We start from the raw sequence: 18,765 nt of genomic DNA on the forward strand, positions 1-18,765 counted from the left end.
CCAGGATCAAACTCTCCATAAAAGTGCCCCAAGACCCGAGGATCTTGAAACGTTTTAAAGAAAGAGCGATTCGCTCATTTGTTCAAACAGTTGCAATGGGTTCGAAAACCGCACTGCGCTGGCTTAATTTACTCACTCGTTGTTCAGTTTTCAAAGGGCATTGATGTTCATTTGTTTCAGCCGCCTTGTTTTACAGCGACTCTTATATCTTATCACACTCTCAAGTTCGTTGCAAGCTTTTTTTCTAGCAAGTTTGTCATGCTGATGTTAGCAGAGCTCGTTTCCTTGGAGCGAAGACTAATTTACCACATATCGTTGACCACGTCAATAGTTAGTCCAATAAATTTCTAACGGGAAGTACGATGGCGTGCATACCTAGAGATTTCCTTAGGCGATGCTAGACGAGCATACATCCGAAAAATCACTTTATAACGGGCTTCGATTGCACTCTTGAGCTCGGCGTGAAGCTGCTGATCCTTCAGCTCATACAGCATCTCGTCGAGCTCTTTGCGCAGAACGTAATCCAATTCTCTGCATTCCCTCTCGTTAAACAAAAACCCGAGCATCCCACTGGCCCCTTTCCCTTGCCTCCCTGTCCTGCGACCGAAAGTGCGGGTGATTGAACAGCACGGTAAGAAATTGTTTTACTGTTATGCACAGAAACTGGGGTTTTTATGAGGGAAATGGTAAAAATTATTTCGTGACCAGCCAGAAGGTAAAAATCCCTTCTATAAGCGCAGCGACCGCCAGCAGCACGATAACCAGTCCGCACATAGGAACAGTGGACCGAAGAAAGGCGGATACTTTGGGCCGAAGCGCGAGCCTGCGTTTGCTGCTGAACAGGCTGCCGAAAGCCTCAAGCGTCAAAAAGCCGAAGCGTAGCCCGAAGGCACTGGCGGCTATCACCGTCGGAATTTCGATGATACCATGCGGCACGATCGCTTTTAAGAACGAGATCCATTGCGCTGCATTGGTGTTCGCCGAAGCCAGATAGCCCAGCATTAACCCATTGGACATAAGGAAGTACAACGGCAGCAGGCCAAAGGCCGCACCCAAATAGATCATGAGGATGGACAAAAGCGTATTATTGAGAAAAATAAAGCCGACCAGCTTCCAATGCTGCGTCTGCCCGCCCAGCATGGGTGCTATTACTTCCTTCAGTTGGTCCATCTTATCCCGCATAATGGCTTCGAAACCGTCCGGATTCAGATACCCAAGCATTGCACCGGCCAAGAATACCAACGCGGAGGCAACAAAATAATGCTTCATCGTCCCCATTTGACGCCATAGTGCCCGAAATGACATGTTTGTTTCTCCTTTTTTCCCATAGAAGGTTTATTAGATTACAAGCATATCCCCCTTGTCCACGCATACATTAGGAAGTAGACAAGGAAACCAAGCCCTTCCCCGGTGGAGGGGCGAGTATAGGAGGATGTGCGGTGAATTATTTTTATGTGCTAAACGGTAAACGCATCAAGCAATATCTCACCATCGCGGTGGCCGTCCTGTTCGCCGGGGGAATTGTGTACGCCGAGAAGGACAATGTATCGGTATTCGCTCCCAAAGAGCCGTCCGCCATCTACAGTGTGCAGACGGAGAAAAAGCTGATCGCCCTCACCTTCGATATCAGCTGGGGAGAAAAGCGTCCCGACCCGATCCTCAAGGTACTTGAGGATAAAAAGGTGGACAAAGCCACATTCTTTCTCTCTTCTCCCTGGAGCAAAACGCATCCCGAAATTGTCAACAGCATTGTCAAAGCCGGATATGAAATTGGCAGTCATGGCCATAAGCATGTCAACTACAGCAGTCTGAGCGACGAGGAAATCCGCAAGCAAATTTCCACCGCGCATACCATTCTTACCGAGGAAACAGGCAAGGCCCCCAATTTGATCCGGATGCCGAACGGTGACTTCGACAAGCGGGTGCTGCGCATTGCTAACGAGCTCAATTATACGGTCGTTCAGTGGGACACGGATTCTCTCGACTGGAAGAACCCGGGTGTGGACACGATTATCAACCGGGTTGTGAAAAAGGCGCATCCCGGCGATATTGTCCTTCTGCACGCCAGCGACTCCTGCAAGCAGACCCATGAGGCGCTGCCCGCAATCATTGACCAATTAAGAGCACAGGGCTATGAATTCGTCACGGTTAGCGAGCTGATCGAGCAAAGCCAGGTATCCAAAAAGCCCGTCGGCGATCAAGCATTGTCTATTTCGCTCTGATCGCCAAACTTGCCCCGCCCCACTCCTATATAGCTAGCCGAATATGAGAAGAAAAAAGAGCGCTACCCGGCGGTAGGCTCTTTTTTGTTGCCCACGATGCGATGGAGCAGCATGATTTGCCAGGCATTGCAAACGAAAAGCGGAGTCAGCATAAACAAGTCGGACGATATACTGTTCAGCTTGAGCGCAGGCACCGCCTCAATGGTTGTCGCTACGAACAGGAAGAACAGAGTCGAGATAAAGGCCGATTTGTTCGTTTCCTTGACCTTCCAATAGGTAACGGCCAGAGACAGGAACAGCAGAACGACCGGAACAAGCGAGAAGTCGATCACGTTCTGTCCCTCTACCTTGAAATTGGTGTATCGCAGATAAATAAAATCAAAGAACGTAATCAGGATGAGCATCACTTGCAGAATATCCCACAATAAACGGGATTTGAAAATTCCGATGGCAATATAGCGTAACACCAGGTATGAAAAAAAGCCCATCTGGCTGAGGACACTAATGGTGGCCCCTCCCAAGATGACAAAAATGATGGTCTCTACATTGAATCCCGCGGCCGACACCTCGAGGAAGCTGAATTCCTCGGAATAAGCGATCAGAAAGATTCCAAGCACCAGCGAAGCCAGCGTTCCGATCGCAAGCGTCGTCCAAATCCAATGCAGCAGTTTCTTGAGCGTCAACGTTCTTGTACCCCTTTCCCATTAAGCATGCGCACCGTTCATAATTGTACCAACGTTGACAGCAAAAAGCTATTTGGTTCGGACATATTCGGTGGGGAAGACAGGCAAATTAATGTTAATCATCCTCGGAAGGGAGCATGCAGCGCGATGAAGCTTAACCGGTTGTCCCTTATCTCCAGTGTTGGACTGATTCTCGCCCTCCTTACGTCATGCGGACAGCAGCAGCAATCCGGGCAGCAATCCCAAAGCTACAAGGATATGAAAACTATGGTACTCGACGTATTGAATACAGAAGATGGCCATAAGGCGATATCCGAGGCGCAGAAAAAAAATACCGATAAGACGACCCAGTTATTGTCCACTGGAGAAGGACAAAAGCTCCAAATGGCGGTCAAAGAAGTTCTGACCGACCCGAATCAGTCGAAGCTGCTTGAGCAAACGATGAAGGACCCTAAGTTTGCCGGCGCTTTCGCCAAAGCGATTCAGAAGGAGAATGCTCAACTGCATAAGGAGCTAATGAAGGATCCCGATTATCAAAAGCAGATGCTGGAGCTGATGAAGAATCAGGAATTCGAGAATTTGCTCCTCGATACGATGCGCAGCCAGCAATACCGGCAGCAGGCCGCTCGCATTATGCAGGAATCTATGCAGAGCCCGCTCATCCGGATGCAGATCGTCGAGATGCTGCAAAAGGTCGTAGAAGAAGAATCCGCCAAGCAAAAGCCGCGATCCGACCAACAGGGACAGGGGAAAAAAGGCGGCGGCGGTGGTGGAGAAGGCGGCGGGGAAGGCGGAGAAGGCGGCGGCGGTGGTGGTGGTGAAGGCGGCGGTGGTGGCGGAAGCGGCGGAGGCCAAAGCTAACTACGCTTACCAAAAGTGGTTCGGCTATCCTTTCCCAGCCCCTTGCGAGCTCCCAGCTTCCACCGGGAACCCGATAAACAAAAAAAAGGACTGGGCTTCCCAGTCCTTTTTGTTACAAACCTACTGCAGTCCGTCCTGCAGAGACACTAGCTCAGTTTATCGATCACCCGGTCCGCCACTTCGAGGTACATGCGGCCAGTCTCCGTGTCTTCCTTATAGACGGAAGGAGAGAAGTCCGGCTCGGCAATGTGATTCTCCGGCGCGCGAAGCGGAATCTGTGCGAGCAGCTCGGTATGCAGCTCCTCGGCAAGTTTGGCTCCTCCACCGCGTCCAAATACGTAATCTTTCTCTCCGTCCCGGGTTTGGTAGTACGACATGTTCTCTACGATCCCGAGAATTTCATGATTGGTATGGAGCGCCATGGCGCCCGCCCGCGCCGCGACGAAAGCAGCTGTCGCATGCGGCGTCGTCACGATGATCTCCTTGCTCTGCGGGATCATCTGATGGACGTCCAGCGCCACGTCCCCTGTCCCCGGAGGCAGGTCCAGTAGGAGGTAATCCAGCTCGCCCCATTCCACTTCGGAGAAGAAGTTGCGCAGCATCTTGCCCAGCATCGGGCCGCGCCAGATGATCGGGGCGTTGTCTTCTACAAAAAAGCCCATGGAGATGACCTGTACGCCAAATCGCTCGACCGGAATGATCCGCTCGTTGACCAGCTGCGGACGCTCCTCGATTCCCATCATATCCGGCACACTGAAGCCATAAATATCGGCGTCAATGATCCCCACCTTCTTGCCTCGGCGAGCCAGCGCAACGGCCAGGTTGACGGTTACCGTGGATTTGCCCACCCCGCCCTTGCCGCTTGCTACAGCAATGAATTTGACCCGGGATTCAGCCGATAGAAGCGGGGCCTGTCCCTGCTTCGGGGCGTGCGTCGTCTGCGGCTTGTCCTGCGGAGCTCCGGAAGCTGAAGCTACGGCCTTACCCGCTTCCTCGCGCTCATGCTCGCTCGCCATCCGGAACCGGATATGTACATCGGGAATACCGAGCGCTCCCAGCGCTTCCTTCACATCTTGACGATATTGCCCCCGCAGCTCCTCTTTATCTTCCGACAGGAGAAGCGTAAGGGCAACTTGGTTCTCTTTTACCATAATATCCTTAACGAATTGCAAGTCGGTAATCGGCTTATGAAAGGCCGGATCGTGAATATGCTTCAACGCGTCGCGAACTTCGTCTCTTGTAACCATGAGTCACCTCAACTATTGGGTTATAACCATTACTCCTTATTATAAACAAGTTCATTGCGGAGTACCAATCTTTTCACCCGTGCTATATTTGAGGATCCCCTGGTAGATCGATGCGGCAAGCTTTTGCTGATAGCTCTTTTGCCCAAGCAGCCTAGCCTCTTCGGAATTGGACAGGAAGCCTACTTCGACAAGAGCGCTCGGCATGGTCGCTTCTTTGAGGAGGAATACTTTGTTATCGGTCTTGGCGACACGGTCGGTATTTTCCAGGTTGCGCTTCATCTCCTGCTGAATCCATGCAGCGAGCTGCTTGTTATCGGGATGGGAAGACGGATTGTAGAAGGTTTGCGCCCCTCTCCACTGATCGGACGGAATGCTGTTTAGATGAATGCTGATCATTAGATCGCCGCGCTCGTTTGCAATCCTCTCGGCCCGCTTGTTCAAATCCTCGGTTTTCCGGCGGCTGTACCCTTTAGTTCCGGCTTCGGCCAAATCGGTATCCGTCTCCCTGGTCAGCTTAACCACCGCTCCCGCTTCCTGCAAATAATCGCGCAGGAACATGGTAATGGCCAGGGTCACTTCCTTTTCGACGAGCCCCGCCTTGCTTTTGGCTCCTCCATCCGGTCCTCCATGTCCCGCGTCCAGAACGATGACCTTGCCGGACAACGGCATCGTCCAATAGGTCCAGGTTTTGGCGGCAGGGAGCTGGTACGTAAACAGGTAGACCATCATCATCGCGACCAGCGCCGACAGGCCGATCTTCAGTCCGCCCTGCAGGTTCATCCAGACAACGACTCGCTTCGGAAATTTGCTGCGCATAACCATCCACCTCATGTCCCAGACTGTTACATCCTATGGACAAAGGCGGATGATTATGACAAGCTTTCCTCGCCGGCGACGGATCGATCTAGGAAGACTGGGAGACGAGTCCGCCCATTCCGCGGATCAGCACCTCCGCTACTTCCGGTCTTGTAAACTCGGGAGGCGGACATATGCCTTCGCGCAGCAGCCCCCTTACCTTGGTTCCGGAGAGGTGTAGATGGGCGCTCTTGTCGTGGGGACACGTCTTGCTGGAGGCCATATTGCCGCATTGCGTGCAGTAGAAGCTGTGTTCGAAGAACAGCGGAGTAATGCCGAGCTCCTCTGAGGTAAAGTTGCCGAATATCTGTTGGGCCTCATAGGTGCCGTAATAATCGCCAACACCGGCATGATCTCTACCTACGATAAAATGGGTGCAGCCATAATTTTTGCGTACGAGCGCATGAAAGACAGCCTCCCGGGGACCGGCATACCGCATGGCCGCGGGGAATACACCAAGAGCTACCCGGCTCTCCGGATAATATTGGCGAAGCAGCACTTGATAGCTTTCCATCCTAACATCGGCTGCTATATCGTCAGCCTTGGTCTCCCCCACGAGAGGGTTAAGAAACAGGCCGTCGACAATCTCCAACGCACTCTTCTGGATATATTCATGCGCCCGGTGAACCGGGTTGCGCGTCTGGAAGCCGACAACCGTTCTCCATCCTTTGGCGGCGAACAGAGCTCTCGTCTCCTCGGGGGTATAATAAAATTGCTGGAATTGGTCCGGAGTCGGACGGTTAAGTACCGTGACGGTGCCGCCCAGATAGACATTCGACCTAGCGTAAAGCTTAGCGACGCCCGGATGCTCCTCGCTGTCCGTTTTGAAGACCTGCAGCGCCTCTCTGCGCAGGTCTGTCTCATAGATGCTCTCTATCTGCATAACGGCATACAAAATCCCGTCCGCCTCACCGACAAGAGCGACCCGCTGCCCTGCCTTCAGCTCCTTGCTGCGGACCGGATCGACCGGAAGCGTGACCGGAATGCTCCATACGACCCCATTTGCCAGCCGCATCGAATCGACGACAGTTCGGTAGTCCTCCTCGTTCAAAAAGCCGGTTAACGGCGAAAAGGCACCCACTGCGATCAAATCGAGGTCGGATATACTCCAACTGCTAATCGGCAGCTTCTCAAGTTCGGCGGCCTGCCTCAGCAGTTGCTCCCGTTCGACGCCGTATGCAAGCCGGTTAACCAGCGGTCCGCCATGCGCATCCTTGTTTATGCTCATATTGAGTAGCCCCCTCATCATTTGTGCAGGCCGCACTCGGTTTTCTCAAACCCGCTCCAGCGGCCGGCACGCGGGTCTTGGCCGGCCAGAACCGGTTTGGTGCACTTTTCGCAGCCGATGCTTGGATAATTCTGGTCATGAAGCGGATTATAGATCAGATTGTTCTCCCGGATGTAATGCCACACTCGCTCACTCGTCCAGTCCGCTAACGGATTGAATTTGACCAGCCCAAATTTGACGTCATATTCTACTTTTCGGGCATTGGCTCTCGTCGGTGCCTGATCTCGGCGAATGCCGGTGAGCCAGGCATCGTATTTGCCAAGGATGTCGGTGAGCGGATCCACCTTGCGGATGCCGCAGCATTGGTTTGGATTGCTAGCCCACAGCTCCTCCCCATGCTGCACCGCTTGCTCTGCCAGCGTCAGCTTGGGCAGCACCTGCAGGAAGGAGCGCCCATATCTGGCTTCCAGTTTGTCTCGCGTCTCATAGGTTTCCGGGAAGTGAAGATTCGTATCGAGGTAAAAAATATCAGTCGATGGGCTGATTCGATGCAGCATATCCACCAGTACGACGTCTTCCGCACCAAAGCTGCACGCAAGAGTCAGCTTGGGATACGTCTCGACGGCCAGGCGGATCACCGCTTCGGGGGAGTCGTTCTCTAGTTGGTCGGCGGCAGTTTGAATCCATTGTTCCTTCTCCAGCAGATTCATGGTAATTCTCCTTTCGCCTAATCCTAAGTATTCTTATGGGAATTATTACATAAGGTCATTATGCGGCTTGGCATTCTATCTGTCAATCCAGCTAGAACTCCTTTCCTCACAGTATGAGGGCATTTGCCGGGTGGTGCCTGCCTTCCCTTCCCCTGCCCTTCGTCTTGCTTTCTCTCGCTCTCGGCTTCGCTTTGTTCTCGTTCGTCTGTCGGCTTTCTCCCTTCTACTGTTGCTGTCCAAACAAAAAAAGACCTTTCCTGGCATTTCTGCCAAAAAAGGTCTTTTGCAGGTCGTCGATTAACGCTTCGAGAATTGAGGCGCGCGACGAGCGGCTTTCAAGCCGTATTTCTTCCGTTCCTTCATCCGCGGGTCGCGGGTCAGGAAGCCAGCTTTTTTCAGTTGGCCGCGCAGTTCCGGATCTGCTTTAAGCAGAGCGCGGGAAATGCCGTGACGGATCGCGCCGGCTTGGCCGGTGGTTCCGCCGCCGTGAGCGAGAACAAGCACGTCGTATTGGCCGATGGTTTCGGTCAAATTGAGCGGTTGTTTCACGATCAGCTTCAGTGTTTCCAGACCGAAGTACTCGTCCAGTTCCCGTTTGTTGATCATTATGCGTCCTTCACCCGGTACGAGACGTACACGTGCTACCGAGTGTTTCCGACGGCCAGTTCCATAGTATTGTACTTGTGCCACGAAACAGTCCTCCCTTTCTTAACCGCGAAGTTCCCAGACTTGAGGTTGTTGTGCTTGATGCGGATGCTCGGATCCGGCATATGCTTTCAGTCTCAGCTTCATGCTGTTGCCAAGACGAGTCTTCGGAATCATGCCATGAACGGCCAGTTCGATCATACGCTCCGGCTTGTTCTTAAGCATATCGCCTGCAGACGTTACTTTCAGACCACCCGGATGGAGCGAGTGACGGTAGTACTTCTTGTTTTCCATTTTCTTGCCGGTCAGCACGATCTTGTCGGCATTGATTACGATGACGAAATCGCCTGTATCAACATGAGGCGTGAATTGCGGCTTGTGCTTGCCACGGATGAGGCTGGCAACTTCGCTCGCAAGACGGCCCAGGGTTTGGCCTGCTGCGTCAACGATGTACCAATTGCGTTCTACTTCGTTAGGCTTCGCCATATATGTGGTACGCATCTGCTTAATCCTCCTAAGCGTTCAAAAATTGCTATCTTACTTGTTTGTTCATTTCATTGATTTCAACGGTTCAGTGGTTCGTTCATGACTCGGGGCTGTGGGATAGCCAGACATGAAACACCAACTAATATCTTACTATATCCGGCCCCGTTTGGCAACAGCTTTCGTCTACTTTCAAGTCCGTGCTGTCATACTCTACATTCCAGAGCATAAGACCCCGGGCTACTGCCGTAGGCCCTGCCTGTCTTCTGTCCTTGGCCTCTATGATCGTCTTCATCTGCTTCGGTTCCCGTTTGCCCGTTCCGACTTCCAACAGCGTCCCGACAATGATTCGGACCATATTATACAAAAACCCGCTGCCGGTCATGTAGATATGGATCACACCTGCCTCACCATCATCCGGAGCAGGCTCCGGCAGGAGTTCAATGCCAGTTTCGAATATGGTGCGCACGTGTGATTCAACCGATGAGCCCGTGGAACAGAAGGAAGAAAAGTCATGCTCCCCTTCCAGAAACCGAAGCGCCTCCCGCATCGCTTCCACATCAAGCTGCGCCGGATGATGAAAGCGGGTCGAGCGGTGAAAGACATCTCTCCACTTCGTCCGTTGGATGGAGTACCGGTAGGTCTTACGCTTGGCCGATCTTCTCGCATGAAAAGACAGTGGAACGAGCTCTGCCCGCTGCACCACGATATCGTTCGGGAGGCGGGTATTCATCGCGAGCGCCCACCGCTCGATTGGAATGGAGGATTCCGTCACGAAGTTGACGACTTGCTTGCGGGCATGAACGGCAGCATCGGTTCGGCCCGATGCTGTGATCTTGACGCGTTCTCCCGTGAGCTGACGAACCGCCTCTTCCAGCTCCCCCTGCACCGTAGGCAGATTGGGCTGGATCTGAAACCCCGCGTACGCTGTGCCGTCGTAGCTCACGTCCAGCATAATGTTCCTCACTAGCATTCTCCCGTCCTTCGGTACCAGAACCGCGTAACTCTCCGGGAGGCGAAACAGCCAAGCCGGCAAGAATCTCTTCCGTGCCTGGCGCTCTCCTCTCCTGCATACAAAAAAAGGGCTTCAGCAGAATCAGAAGATTCTGTCCACCCTTTCCCTATCCCGTCGTTAAGCCCGATCTACCAGTTCCAGATAAACCATAGGAGCTGCATCTCCGCGGCGAGGTCCCAGCTTCAGGATACGAGTGTATCCGCCCGGACGCTCGGAGTAACGAGGTGCCAGCTCAGCAAACAGCTTCTGGATTGCATCCTGCTCTCCGTTAGCTGCTTCACGACGAACATAAGCGGCAACTTGACGACGAGCGTGAAGATCTCCGCGCTTTGCGAGAGTGATCAGCTTCTCGGCAATGGATCTCACTTCTTTCGCCTTAGCTTCCGTTGTTTGAATACGTTCTTGAATGAACAAGTCAGTGACCAGGTCACGGAAAAGAGCCTTCCGTGCGCTGGAATCACGACCCAGCTTTTGGTATGCCATGGTGTGAATCCCTCCTTCTAAGTCGGATCTTTAGTCTTCCGCGCGGAGGCCCAATCCGAGTTCTTCGAGCTTCTCTTGAACTTCCTCGAGAGACTTGCGGCCCAGGTTGCGGACCTTCATCATGTCTTCCTCGGTTTTCGTGATCAGCTCTTGTACCGTGTTGATGCCAGCACGTTTCAAGCAGTTGTAGGACCGTACGGAAAGATCCAGTTCCTCGATGGTCATTTCCAGTACTTTTTCCTTTTTATCTTCTTCTTTTTCGATCATGATCTCGGCATCTTTGGCCTCGTCGGTCAAGCCGACGAACAGCATCAGATGCTCCGTCAAGATTTTTGCCCCGAGACTTACCGCTTCTTCCGGACGAATGCTGCCGTCGGTCCAAACTTCGAGGGTAAGTTTGTCGTAGTTGGTAACTTGACCAACACGGGTATTCTCAATACTGTAGTTGACGCGTGTAATCGGAGTGTAGATGGAGTCAATCGGAATGACGCCGATCGGCTGGTCTTCTTTCTTGTTCTTGTCCGCACGCACATACCCTCTGCCACGATTGGCATGGATCCGCATGCTGAGGCGTGCGTCATCAGACAAGGTGGCGATATGAAGGTCCGGATTGAGGATCTCAACGTCACTGTCGGCGCGAATATCGCCGGCCGTGATTGCTCCTCCCCCGTCTGCGTCAATTTCCAGTATTTTTTCTTCGTCGGAATGAATCTTTAACGATAGGCCCTTAAGGTTAAGGATAATCTCCGTAACGTCTTCCATCACACCTGGGATGGTCGAGAACTCATGGAGGACCCCTTCGATATGAACGGAGTTAACGGCCGCTCCCGGTAAGGAAGAGAGTAAGATACGACGAAGCGAATTACCGAGTGTCGTGCCGTAACCGCGCTCCAGAGGTTCGACTACAAACTTGCCGTAGCTGCCTTCTTCGTTCACCGTTACGGTTTCAATTTTAGGTTTTTCGATCTCTATCATTAAATTACCCTCCTTCGAAAACGTCGCTCCACAGGATACCAATTACAAAAAACATGTAGTATGCCTATCCTTCAACTCCATTATTCACAAGTTTGGGATAAATATACTACGGGTACGATCCTAATTAGACACGACGGCGTTTCGGAGGACGGCAACCATTGTGAGGAATCGGAGTTACGTCTTTGATCAGGTTAACTTCCAGACCAGCTGCTTGCAGGGAACGAATCGCTGCTTCACGGCCGGCGCCAGGTCCTTTAACCATAACCTCGACAGCTCTCATGCCATGCTCCATTGCTGCTTTCGCTGCAGATTCGGCAGCCATTTGAGCAGCGAACGGAGTGCTCTTACGGGATCCTTTGAAACCGAGGTTTCCGGAGCTAGCCCAGGAAATCGCGTTTCCATGCGGGTCCGTAATGGTCACGATCGTATTGTTGAAAGTAGAACGGATGTGTGCTACTCCCGATTCAATATTCTTCCGGTCACGACGTTTGGTGCGGACTACTTTTTTTGGTTTAGCCATTGTGCGTTATCCCCCCTTATTATTTCTTCTTGTTAGCTACAGTACGACGAGGACCTTTGCGAGTACGGGCATTCGTCTTGGTGCGTTGTCCACGAACCGGCAGACCGCGACGATGGCGCAGGCCACGGTAGGAACCGATCTCGATCAGACGCTTGATGTTCAGGGAGATTTCACGACGCAGGTCGCCTTCTACCTTTACATTCTTGTCGATCGCTTCACGCAGTTTGCTTACTTCGTCTTCCGTCAGATCGCGAACACGGGTACTAGCGGATACGCCAGTCATGCTCAGGATCTTTTGGGCAGTTGTTTTGCCGATTCCGAAAATGTACGTCAGGGCAATTTCCACGCGCTTGTCGCGGGGCAAGTCAACTCCAGCAATACGTGCCATGTTAAGACAGCACCTCCTTAACCTTGTTTTTGTTTATGTTTCGGGTTTTCGCAAATGACCATTACATTGCCTTTGCGCTTGATCACTTTGCACTTTTCGCAAATAGGTTTAACCGACGGTCTAACCTTCATGATTGGTTACCTCCTAAAATGTCTGCAGAGCAAACCTACTGTTGTCAGGTTTAGCTGGGTTTGCGGAGCAAACCTAGTTCGTATGCATCCCAGCTTGCCATGCAAACTGAGAGTAAGCCAGTTATTCTTGCGAGCACGCTAAGCGTCAGATCTACTTAAAGCGATAGGTGATTCTTCCGCGTGTCAGGTCGTAAGGCGAGAGTTCTACCGTCACTTTGTCCCCAGGCAGGATACGGATAAAGTGCATCCGGATCTTCCCCGATACATGGGCGAGGATTTTATGACCGTTCTCGAGCTCTACCTTAAACATGGCATTGGGAAGAGGTTCGATAACCGTGCCTTCCACTTCAATGACATCTTCTTTGGCCACAGTCATTCTCCTTTCTCTTGTGCTTCCGTCTGCCGGCTGGCGGCAAACTTAGTGAGCGCGTACCGCAGCTTGCCGTTGGTTACGCGGCCGGTTTCCGTCAAACTAGAGACAACCTCGCTGCTGACGGCGTCCTCCAATTGAAGATGAAGCAGATTCTTCTTCTTCGGCTGGTCGGCTTTGCGCTTGTCGCCGTCTGCGATAAGTACGAAACGCTCATCCGCCACGGCCAGGATGACCGCGTATTGGCCGGTTTCGCGCCCTCGCAGAATTTTGACAATCTGTCCGATGCGGGGAGATCGGCTACTGCCCATCGGTCCCACGCTCCAGCTTGGTCAGAATTTCATACCCATCCGCAGTAATCGCGATCGTGTGCTCGAAGTGCGAGCAGTACGAGCCGTCCACCGTCACTACGGTCCAATTGTCCGTCAGCGTCTTGACATATCGTTCGCCGGCGTTCACCATCGGCTCGATCGCCAGAACCATGCCGGGCTTCAAGCGAGGCCCGCGGTCCGGAGGTCCGTAGTTCGGAATCTGAGGGTCTTCGTGGAGATCTCTCCCCACTCCGTGTCCTACATATTCGCGTACGATCGAGAATCCGGCTTCTTCCACTGTACGTTGAATGGCATGCGAGATTGAAAATAAGCGCACATCCGGCCCGGCTTTCGCCAGTCCGTCATAGAGAGCCTGCTCCGATACCTTCAAAAGCCTGGCGGCTTCCTCCGAGATCTGTCCGACCGGATAGGTCCAGGCGGAGTCTCCATGAAATCCTTGATATTGAGCGCCAATATCGAGGCTGATGATATCGCCCTCTTTCAGTTTTCGGGGTCCCGGTATCCCGTGAACCAATTCTTCGTTAACCGAAGCACATATACTTCCAGGAAAACCGTTGTAACCTTTGAAAGATGGAACTGCGCCTTGGCTGCGAATATACTGTTCCGCAATCTGGTCCAACTCTTGAGTTGTGACGCCGGGCCGTATGGCCTGAGCCAGCAACCGATGCGTCTCCGCCACGATGCGGCCGGCTTCCCTCATCAGGGTGAGTTCGGACTCCGACTTACAGATAATCATCAAGCTTGCCCTCTCAGCAGGGAATGGATTTCATTCGTCACTTCATCGATTTCCTGTTCCCCGTCCACCTGGCGAAGGATTCCCTTAGCGCGGTAGTAGTCGAGAAGCGGAGCTGTCTTCGTTACATATTCATCCAGACGGGTTCCGACACTTTCTTCGTTATCGTCCGAACGCTGGTACAACTCTCCTCCGCATTTGTCGCAAACACCTTCGACATGCGGCGGATTGAAAAGGACGTGGTATGTGGATCCGCAGGATCTGCAGATTCGCCGTCCCGTCAGTCTTGCCAACAACCGATCCCGATCCACCTGAAGGTTGATCACATGATCGATTTGTTTTCCCATGGAAGCCAGAATTTCGTCAAGCGCTTCGGCCTGAGAGAGCGTCCGCGGAAAACCGTCGAGCAGGAAGCCTTTGTTGCAATCATCTTGTTGCAGCCTCTCCCTGACAATGCCGATCATAAGATCGTCAGGAACCAAGTGCCCCTGATCCATGAACGTCTTCGCTTTCAGACCGAGCTCGGTGCCGAGCTTGACTGCAAGGCGAAGCGCATCGCCTGTCGAGATGTGAGGAATCTGGAACTCATCGACGATCCGTTCCGCCTGAGTTCCTTTTCCCGCACCGGGAGGACCCATAAAAAGAATATTCACTACGTGCTACCCCCCTGAAGGTGACCGACAAAGCCGTTTCCATCCGGTCAACTTTCGTTTCCCGTCCGAATCATGGTCCGACTGGGATTACTTATTGATAAAGCCCTTGTAATGGCGCTTGATCAATTGGCTCTCGATCTGCTTCATCGTTTCCAAGCCTACCCCAATTACAATCAGGATCGAAGTTCCTCCGATTTGAACCGAAGTCGGCAGTCCGGCCAGCTTTCCGAAGATCATGGGGAGAATCGAAATCAAGGCCAGGAAAAGGGCACCCGATAATGTAATTCTCGACATTACTCTCGTCAAATAAACCGAAGTGGTCTTCCCGGGACGAATCCCCGGAATGTAACCGCCGTTCTTCTTCATCTGATCCGCCATTTGCACAGGATTAATCTGTACGAAGGTGTAGAAATAGGTGAAACCGATGATGAGCAGAATATACAAAACCATACCCAGCGGTGCCGAATAGTTCAAGTTGTTGATAATCCAGTCCGCCACCATGTTACCGCGCCAGAACTGCGCGATGGTCGCCGGGAACAAAAGAAGGGACATGGCAAAGATGACCGGAATAACGCCCGCCGCGTTAACCTTGAGCGGGATATGGGTCGATTGCCCTCCATACATTTTGCGTCCGACTACACGCTTGGCATACTGCACGGGAATCTTCCGGACGCCCTGCTGGACGAAGATGACCCCGGCAATAATCAGGACGATCGCAACAACGATCAAGACCGCTTTAACAATATTCAAGAACAAGGCGCCGCCGGCATCTACAAACAGTGTCATGTAGATTTGCCGGGCATGCGTCGGAATGGCAGCAACGATACCGGCAAAGATGATAATCGAGATGCCGTTTCCGATTCCATTCTCGGTAATTTGTTCACCAAGCCACATCAAGAAAGCAGTACCGGCTGTCAAGACTATAGCGATCAACGCGTACGTAGCGAAGCTCGGGTCAACCACGAGATTCCCATAGTACCGGTTGAAGCCGATCGAGAGGCCGAACGCCTGAATCACTCCAAGTACGATGGTTCCGTATCTTGTTATCTGCGTCATCTTCTTTCTTCCTGCTTCCCCTTCCTTCGCCCATTGGGCAAAGCGCGGAATAACATCCATGGAGAGCAGCTGCACAATGATGGAGGCCGTAATGTACGGCATAATCCCCATTGCGAAGATAGAGAATTGGAAGAGCGCACCACCGGAGAATGTGTTCAACAAACCGAATACATCCGATTGCTGCTGGTCCGTCGCTTTCAGAATGTCGGTATCGATGTTGGGCACCGGAATAAAAGCACCGACTCTGTAGACGATCAGCACAAGAAGAGTGAAGATGATTCTTTTGCGCAGATCGGCTACCTTCATGATGTTGGATATGGTTTTAAACATTAAATCACCTCGGTTTGACCGCCGGCAGCTTGAATTTTTTCTACAGCAGACTGCGAGAATTTATTGGCTTTTACCGTAAGTTTAACCGAGAGCTCGCCTACGCCCAGGATCTTGATGCCGCTCTTCGGGTTCTTAACGATCCCAGAAGTCAGAAGCAGTTCCGGGGTCACTTCCGTGCCTTCAGCGAAATCATTCAAGCGGTCGAGGTTAACCACCGCATACTCTTTACGCGAAATGTTGGTGAATCCGCGCTTCGGAAGACGACGGTACAACGGGTTCTGGCCGCCCTCGAAACCGGGACGAACGCCGCCGCCGGAACGAGCTTTTTGACCTTTGTGACCTTTACCCGAAGTCTTGCCGGTTCCGCTGGCGATCCCCCGACCAACACGTTTGCGTACATGACGGGATCCTTCCGCTGGAGTAAGTTCATGCAATTTCATCGTGCGCACCTCCTTATAGATTTTGCAATGCTATCTAGCATCCGAACAACGCCCAGACGCCTATCTTACGCTTCGATTTCTTTTACGTCAACCAAGTGGCTGACCTTCGTAACCATTCCCCGAATGGCTGCATTGTCAGGTTGAACGACGCTTTGATGCAGCTTACGCAGACCCAGTGTCCGAACGGTGAGGCGTTGATCCTCCGGACGACCGATCAAGCTGCGCTTGAGGGTGATTTGAATTTGCTTAGACATGGTTTCCCTCCTAACCTAAGAGCTCTTCTACTGTTTTGCCACGGAGCTTAGCAACATCTTCAGCACGCTTCAGACGCTGCAAGCCTTCCAGGGTAGCGTTGACCATATTGATCGAGTTGGAAGAACCCAGGGATTTCGTCAGGATATCGCCTACGCCAGCCAGCTCGAGTACAGCACGAACCGGACCACCGGCGATAACACCAGTACCTTCGGAAGCCGGCTTCAACAGAACACGGCCAGCGCCGAAACGGCCTGTGACCAGGTGAGGGATCGTAGTGCCGACCAGCGGAACATGAATCAGGTTCTTCTTCGCATCTTCGATGCCCTTACGAATGGCATCGCCGACTTCGGAAGCTTTTCCGATTCCTGCGCCAACCCAACCGTTGCCGTCGCCGACTACTACAAGTGCGCTGAAGCTGAACCGGCGTCCGCCTTTAACGACTTTCGCGACACGGTTGATGTGTACTGTTTTGTCTTTCAGATCTAAAGTATTCGGATCTACACGCAAGTCCTTTTACCTCCTTGTTGAGTATTGGCTATTAGAATTCAAGACCTTCTTCGCGAGCGGCATCAGCCAGTGCCTTCACGCGTCCGTGGTACAGGTAGCCACTGCGGTCGAAAACGATTTGTTGTACGCCTTTTTCCTTAGCGCGCTTAGCGATCAGGGCGCCGACTTGACGAGCAGCTTCAACGTTGCCGCCGTTCTCAACCTTCAGCTCTTTGTCTACCGTCGAAGCCGATACAATCGTTACGCCTTTTACATCGTCGATCAGCTGAGCATACATGTGCTTCTCGGAACGGAAGATGTTCAGACGAGGACGCTCGGTCGTACCTTGGATTTTCTTGCGAACCCGCAGGTGTCTTTTCAGACGGGCTTGGTTTTTATCGCCTTTGGTAATCATGCGGTTATTCACTCCTTTCCGATCTACTGGAGGACTTTAAGCGATCTTACTTCTTCTTACCGGCCTTGCCTTCCTTGCGGATAATCCGTTCGTTTTCGTATTTAATCCCTTTGCCTTTGTACGGCTCAGGCTCGCGTACGGAGCGGACTTTCGCGGCAGTAGCGCCAACGAGTTCCTTGTCGATTCCCTTGACGATGATCTTGGTGTTCGACGGTACTTCGAATTCAATGCCCTCTTCCGGTTGAATTTCTACCGGGTGGGAGTAGCCCACGTTCAGAACGAGCTTGTTGCCGTTCTTGTTCGCACGGTAACCGACACCGACCAGGTCAAGTGTCTTGGCATACCCTTCTGTAACTCCGTTCACCATATTGGCGACTACAGTACGGGTGGTGCCGTGCAGAGAGCGATGCAGTTTATTGTCGGAAGGACGCTCGACCAGAATCGAGCTTTCTTCTACATTGACTTTCATATCTTTATGAAGTTCCCGGGACAGAGTGCCCTTCGGACCTTTGACTGTGATCAGCGTGTTGTCCAAAGTAACGGAGACTCCGTTTGGAACGGTAATTGGTTTGCGGCCAATTCGAGACATGGTTACACCTCCATTCGTTTGCCTATTGCATTACCAAACGTAGCAGAGAACTTCTCCGCCTGTTTTGGATTGACGAGCTTCTTTGTCCGTGACCAGACCACGGGATGTCGAAAGAATCGCGAGACCGAGGCCTCCGAGCACTTTCGGGATTTCTTGGGACTTCGTGTAGACGCGCAGTCCCGGCTTGCTGATGCGCTTCAGGCCGGTAATAACGCGCTCGTTATTCGGGCCGTACTTCAGGAATACACGAATGATCCCTTGTTTGTTGTCCTGCACGTATTCCGCATCGCGGATGAAACCTTCACGTTTGAGGATTTCAGCAATTTCTTTCTTGATCGTCGATGCAGGAATTTCAACAGTTTCATGACGAACTGTATTGGCATTGCGAATGCGTGTCAGCATATCAGCAATTGGATCAGACATTACCATATTGCGAACCTCCTTCCCGAACTAGGGTGATTACCAGCTTGCTTTTCTTACGCCAGGGATCTGGCCTTTATAGGCTAATTCACGGAAACAAATTCTGCAGATTTTGAACTTCCGCAGAACGGAATGCGGACGACCACAGCGCTCGCAGCGAGTGTAGGCTTGCACCTTAAACTTCGGCTTGCGTTGCTGTTTGACGATCATCGAAGTTTTTGCCACTACCTTTCCACCTCC

General features: G+C 52.2%; 29 protein-coding genes. 2 read left to right on the top strand and 27 right to left on the bottom strand.

Annotated features, from left to right (window positions below; translation table 11 throughout):
* Positions 1–347: 347 nt before the first annotated feature.
* A complete protein-coding gene (locus KJS47_RS23285) occupies positions 348–566 on the bottom strand; it encodes a regulator of G-protein signaling domain-containing protein (protein WP_213528240.1) in 219 nt (72 codons plus the stop codon).
* Between the two features lie 127 nt (positions 567–693).
* On the bottom strand, positions 694–1,305 hold the full coding sequence (locus KJS47_RS23290) for a stage II sporulation protein M (protein ID WP_213528242.1): 612 nt from the start codon (positions 1,303–1,305) through the stop codon (positions 694–696).
* Positions 1,306–1,439: 134 nt separating this feature from the next.
* Here KJS47_RS23290 and pdaB point away from each other — a divergent pair, with 134 nt between their 5' ends.
* A complete protein-coding gene (pdaB, locus tag KJS47_RS23295) occupies positions 1,440–2,222 on the top strand; it encodes a polysaccharide deacetylase family sporulation protein PdaB (protein ID WP_213528244.1) in 783 nt (260 codons plus the stop codon).
* 62 nt (positions 2,223–2,284) lie between these two features.
* Here the strand turns inward: pdaB and KJS47_RS23300 are convergent, their stop codons facing one another.
* A complete protein-coding gene (locus KJS47_RS23300) occupies positions 2,285–2,905 on the bottom strand; it encodes a KinB-signaling pathway activation protein (protein WP_213528246.1) in 621 nt (206 codons plus the stop codon).
* Between KJS47_RS23300 and gerD the strand changes: the two genes are divergently transcribed.
* Positions 2,882–3,766: a spore germination lipoprotein GerD gene (gene gerD, locus KJS47_RS23305; protein WP_249716694.1), complete on the top strand. Its 885-nt coding sequence runs from the start codon at positions 2,882–2,884 to the stop codon at positions 3,764–3,766. The two genes, KJS47_RS23300 and gerD, sit on opposite strands and share 24 nt — an antisense overlap.
* Positions 3,767–3,912: 146 nt before the next feature.
* Here the strand turns inward: gerD and KJS47_RS23310 are convergent, their stop codons facing one another.
* From KJS47_RS23310 to KJS47_RS23425, 24 genes are all read right to left on the bottom strand, one after another.
* Positions 3,913–5,013, bottom strand: a complete 1,101-nt coding sequence (locus tag KJS47_RS23310) for an Mrp/NBP35 family ATP-binding protein (RefSeq protein ID WP_213528248.1) — start codon at positions 5,011–5,013, stop codon at positions 3,913–3,915.
* Between the two features lie 51 nt (positions 5,014–5,064).
* Entirely contained in the window at positions 5,065–5,829 is a 765-nt protein-coding gene (cwlD, locus tag KJS47_RS23315) for an N-acetylmuramoyl-L-alanine amidase CwlD (protein ID WP_213528250.1), read from the bottom strand.
* An 88-nt stretch (positions 5,830–5,917) separates the two neighbouring features.
* On the bottom strand, positions 5,918–7,096 hold the full coding sequence (gene sat / locus KJS47_RS23320; RefSeq protein WP_213528252.1) for a sulfate adenylyltransferase: 1,179 nt from the start codon (positions 7,094–7,096) through the stop codon (positions 5,918–5,920).
* Positions 7,097–7,113: 17 nt separating this feature from the next.
* On the bottom strand, positions 7,114–7,806 hold the full coding sequence (locus KJS47_RS23325) for a phosphoadenylyl-sulfate reductase (protein ID WP_213528254.1): 693 nt from the start codon (positions 7,804–7,806) through the stop codon (positions 7,114–7,116).
* Between the two features lie 297 nt (positions 7,807–8,103).
* Entirely contained in the window at positions 8,104–8,496 is a 393-nt protein-coding gene (gene rpsI / locus KJS47_RS23330) for a 30S ribosomal protein S9 (RefSeq protein WP_213528256.1), read from the bottom strand.
* An 18-nt stretch (positions 8,497–8,514) separates the two neighbouring features.
* Positions 8,515–8,952, bottom strand: a complete 438-nt coding sequence (gene rplM / locus KJS47_RS23335) for a 50S ribosomal protein L13 (protein WP_213528258.1) — start codon at positions 8,950–8,952, stop codon at positions 8,515–8,517.
* Positions 8,953–9,076: 124 nt separating this feature from the next.
* A complete protein-coding gene (gene truA, locus KJS47_RS23340; RefSeq protein ID WP_213528260.1) occupies positions 9,077–9,901 on the bottom strand; it encodes a tRNA pseudouridine(38-40) synthase TruA in 825 nt (274 codons plus the stop codon).
* Positions 9,902–10,066: 165 nt separating this feature from the next.
* Positions 10,067–10,432, bottom strand: a complete 366-nt coding sequence (rplQ, locus tag KJS47_RS23345; RefSeq protein ID WP_213528262.1) for a 50S ribosomal protein L17 — start codon at positions 10,430–10,432, stop codon at positions 10,067–10,069.
* A gap of 30 nt (positions 10,433–10,462) precedes the next feature.
* Entirely contained in the window at positions 10,463–11,407 is a 945-nt protein-coding gene (locus KJS47_RS23350; RefSeq protein WP_213528264.1) for a DNA-directed RNA polymerase subunit alpha, read from the bottom strand.
* A 124-nt stretch (positions 11,408–11,531) separates the two neighbouring features.
* Positions 11,532–11,927 carry a 30S ribosomal protein S11 gene (gene rpsK / locus KJS47_RS23355; RefSeq protein ID WP_213528266.1) on the bottom strand — a complete coding sequence of 132 codons (396 nt, stop codon included), beginning with the start codon at positions 11,925–11,927 and terminating at the stop codon, positions 11,532–11,534.
* Positions 11,928–11,946: 19 nt separating this feature from the next.
* Positions 11,947–12,315 carry a 30S ribosomal protein S13 gene (rpsM, locus tag KJS47_RS23360; protein WP_213528268.1) on the bottom strand — a complete coding sequence of 123 codons (369 nt, stop codon included), beginning with the start codon at positions 12,313–12,315 and terminating at the stop codon, positions 11,947–11,949.
* Between the two features lie 17 nt (positions 12,316–12,332).
* Positions 12,333–12,446: a 50S ribosomal protein L36 gene (rpmJ, locus tag KJS47_RS23365; protein ID WP_023388342.1), complete on the bottom strand. Its 114-nt coding sequence runs from the start codon at positions 12,444–12,446 to the stop codon at positions 12,333–12,335.
* Positions 12,447–12,597: 151 nt separating this feature from the next.
* The gene (gene infA / locus KJS47_RS23370; protein ID WP_009676800.1) at positions 12,598–12,816 is read right to left on the bottom strand and encodes a translation initiation factor IF-1; all 219 of its coding nucleotides are present in this window, start codon (positions 12,814–12,816) and stop codon (positions 12,598–12,600) included.
* Positions 12,817–12,818: 2 nt separating this feature from the next.
* Complete coding sequence (locus KJS47_RS23375) at positions 12,819–13,127, bottom strand: KOW domain-containing RNA-binding protein (protein WP_213528270.1); 309 nt, start codon at positions 13,125–13,127, stop codon at positions 12,819–12,821.
* Positions 13,117–13,884, bottom strand: coding sequence for a type I methionyl aminopeptidase (gene map / locus KJS47_RS23380; RefSeq protein ID WP_213528382.1), 768 nt, complete (start codon positions 13,882–13,884; stop codon positions 13,117–13,119). Before map ends, KJS47_RS23375 begins: the two co-directional genes overlap by 11 nt.
* The gene (locus KJS47_RS23385; protein WP_213528272.1) at positions 13,884–14,534 is read right to left on the bottom strand and encodes an adenylate kinase; all 651 of its coding nucleotides are present in this window, start codon (positions 14,532–14,534) and stop codon (positions 13,884–13,886) included. The genes map and KJS47_RS23385 overlap by 1 nt, the downstream gene beginning before the upstream one ends.
* 87 nt (positions 14,535–14,621) lie before the next feature.
* A complete protein-coding gene (gene secY / locus KJS47_RS23390) occupies positions 14,622–15,920 on the bottom strand; it encodes a preprotein translocase subunit SecY (protein ID WP_213528274.1) in 1,299 nt (432 codons plus the stop codon).
* The gene (rplO, locus tag KJS47_RS23395) at positions 15,920–16,360 is read right to left on the bottom strand and encodes a 50S ribosomal protein L15 (RefSeq protein ID WP_213528276.1); all 441 of its coding nucleotides are present in this window, start codon (positions 16,358–16,360) and stop codon (positions 15,920–15,922) included. Before rplO ends, secY begins: the two co-directional genes overlap by 1 nt.
* Before the next feature lie 65 nt (positions 16,361–16,425).
* The gene (rpmD, locus tag KJS47_RS23400; RefSeq protein ID WP_213528278.1) at positions 16,426–16,614 is read right to left on the bottom strand and encodes a 50S ribosomal protein L30; all 189 of its coding nucleotides are present in this window, start codon (positions 16,612–16,614) and stop codon (positions 16,426–16,428) included.
* 10 nt (positions 16,615–16,624) lie between these two features.
* Positions 16,625–17,122 carry a 30S ribosomal protein S5 gene (gene rpsE, locus KJS47_RS23405; protein WP_213528280.1) on the bottom strand — a complete coding sequence of 166 codons (498 nt, stop codon included), beginning with the start codon at positions 17,120–17,122 and terminating at the stop codon, positions 16,625–16,627.
* A gap of 31 nt (positions 17,123–17,153) precedes the next feature.
* Positions 17,154–17,516: a 50S ribosomal protein L18 gene (rplR, locus tag KJS47_RS23410; protein ID WP_213528282.1), complete on the bottom strand. Its 363-nt coding sequence runs from the start codon at positions 17,514–17,516 to the stop codon at positions 17,154–17,156.
* A gap of 46 nt (positions 17,517–17,562) precedes the next feature.
* Positions 17,563–18,105, bottom strand: a complete 543-nt coding sequence (gene rplF / locus KJS47_RS23415; protein WP_213528284.1) for a 50S ribosomal protein L6 — start codon at positions 18,103–18,105, stop codon at positions 17,563–17,565.
* A 30-nt stretch (positions 18,106–18,135) separates the two neighbouring features.
* Positions 18,136–18,534: a 30S ribosomal protein S8 gene (rpsH, locus tag KJS47_RS23420; protein WP_213528286.1), complete on the bottom strand. Its 399-nt coding sequence runs from the start codon at positions 18,532–18,534 to the stop codon at positions 18,136–18,138.
* A 30-nt stretch (positions 18,535–18,564) separates the two neighbouring features.
* The gene (locus KJS47_RS23425) at positions 18,565–18,750 is read right to left on the bottom strand and encodes a type Z 30S ribosomal protein S14 (protein ID WP_113036287.1); all 186 of its coding nucleotides are present in this window, start codon (positions 18,748–18,750) and stop codon (positions 18,565–18,567) included.
* Positions 18,751–18,765 lie beyond the last annotated feature (15 nt).

It is taken from the genome of Paenibacillus sp. J31TS4, assembly GCF_018403265.1.
In the GTDB taxonomy this organism is placed as follows: Bacteria; Bacillota; Bacilli; order Paenibacillales; family NBRC-103111; genus J31TS4.

What these genes read in the sequence shown, in the direction of transcription:
- KJS47_RS23310 (WP_213528248.1), bottom strand. Translation starts at nt 5,013, where the DNA reads ATGGTTACAAGAGACGAAGTTCGCGACGCGTTGAAGCATATTCACGAT.
- KJS47_RS23285 (WP_213528240.1), bottom strand. Translation starts at nt 566, where the DNA reads ATGCTCGGGTTTTTGTTTAACGAGAGGGAATGCAGAGAATTGGATTAC.
- rplO (WP_213528276.1), bottom strand. Translation starts at nt 16,360, where the DNA reads ATGAAATTGCATGAACTTACTCCAGCGGAAGGATCCCGTCATGTACGC.
- gerD (WP_249716694.1), top strand. Translation starts at nt 2,882, where the DNA reads ATGCAGCAGTTTCTTGAGCGTCAACGTTCTTGTACCCCTTTCCCATTA.
- KJS47_RS23375 (WP_213528270.1), bottom strand. Translation starts at nt 13,127, where the DNA reads ATGGGCAGTAGCCGATCTCCCCGCATCGGACAGATTGTCAAAATTCTG.
- rplM (WP_213528258.1), bottom strand. Translation starts at nt 8,952, where the DNA reads ATGCGTACCACATATATGGCGAAGCCTAACGAAGTAGAACGCAATTGG.
- rplR (WP_213528282.1), bottom strand. Translation starts at nt 17,516, where the DNA reads ATGATTACCAAAGGCGATAAAAACCAAGCCCGTCTGAAAAGACACCTG.
- sat (WP_213528252.1), bottom strand. Translation starts at nt 7,096, where the DNA reads ATGAGCATAAACAAGGATGCGCATGGCGGACCGCTGGTTAACCGGCTT.
- KJS47_RS23350 (WP_213528264.1), bottom strand. Translation starts at nt 11,407, where the DNA reads ATGATAGAGATCGAAAAACCTAAAATTGAAACCGTAACGGTGAACGAA.
- rplQ (WP_213528262.1), bottom strand. Translation starts at nt 10,432, where the DNA reads ATGGCATACCAAAAGCTGGGTCGTGATTCCAGCGCACGGAAGGCTCTT.
- rpsM (WP_213528268.1), bottom strand. Translation starts at nt 12,315, where the DNA reads ATGGCACGTATTGCTGGAGTTGACTTGCCCCGCGACAAGCGCGTGGAA.
- rpmD (WP_213528278.1), bottom strand. Translation starts at nt 16,614, where the DNA reads ATGTCTAAGCAAATTCAAATCACCCTCAAGCGCAGCTTGATCGGTCGT.
- map (WP_213528382.1), bottom strand. Translation starts at nt 13,884, where the DNA reads ATGATTATCTGTAAGTCGGAGTCCGAACTCACCCTGATGAGGGAAGCC.
- rpsH (WP_213528286.1), bottom strand. Translation starts at nt 18,534, where the DNA reads ATGGTAATGTCTGATCCAATTGCTGATATGCTGACACGCATTCGCAAT.
- rplF (WP_213528284.1), bottom strand. Translation starts at nt 18,105, where the DNA reads ATGTCTCGAATTGGCCGCAAACCAATTACCGTTCCAAACGGAGTCTCC.
- secY (WP_213528274.1), bottom strand. Translation starts at nt 15,920, where the DNA reads ATGTTTAAAACCATATCCAACATCATGAAGGTAGCCGATCTGCGCAAA.
- rpmJ (WP_023388342.1), bottom strand. Translation starts at nt 12,446, where the DNA reads ATGAAGGTTAGACCGTCGGTTAAACCTATTTGCGAAAAGTGCAAAGTG.
- KJS47_RS23325 (WP_213528254.1), bottom strand. Translation starts at nt 7,806, where the DNA reads ATGAATCTGCTGGAGAAGGAACAATGGATTCAAACTGCCGCCGACCAA.
- rpsK (WP_213528266.1), bottom strand. Translation starts at nt 11,927, where the DNA reads ATGGCTAAACCAAAAAAAGTAGTCCGCACCAAACGTCGTGACCGGAAG.
- KJS47_RS23290 (WP_213528242.1), bottom strand. Translation starts at nt 1,305, where the DNA reads ATGTCATTTCGGGCACTATGGCGTCAAATGGGGACGATGAAGCATTAT.
- cwlD (WP_213528250.1), bottom strand. Translation starts at nt 5,829, where the DNA reads ATGCGCAGCAAATTTCCGAAGCGAGTCGTTGTCTGGATGAACCTGCAG.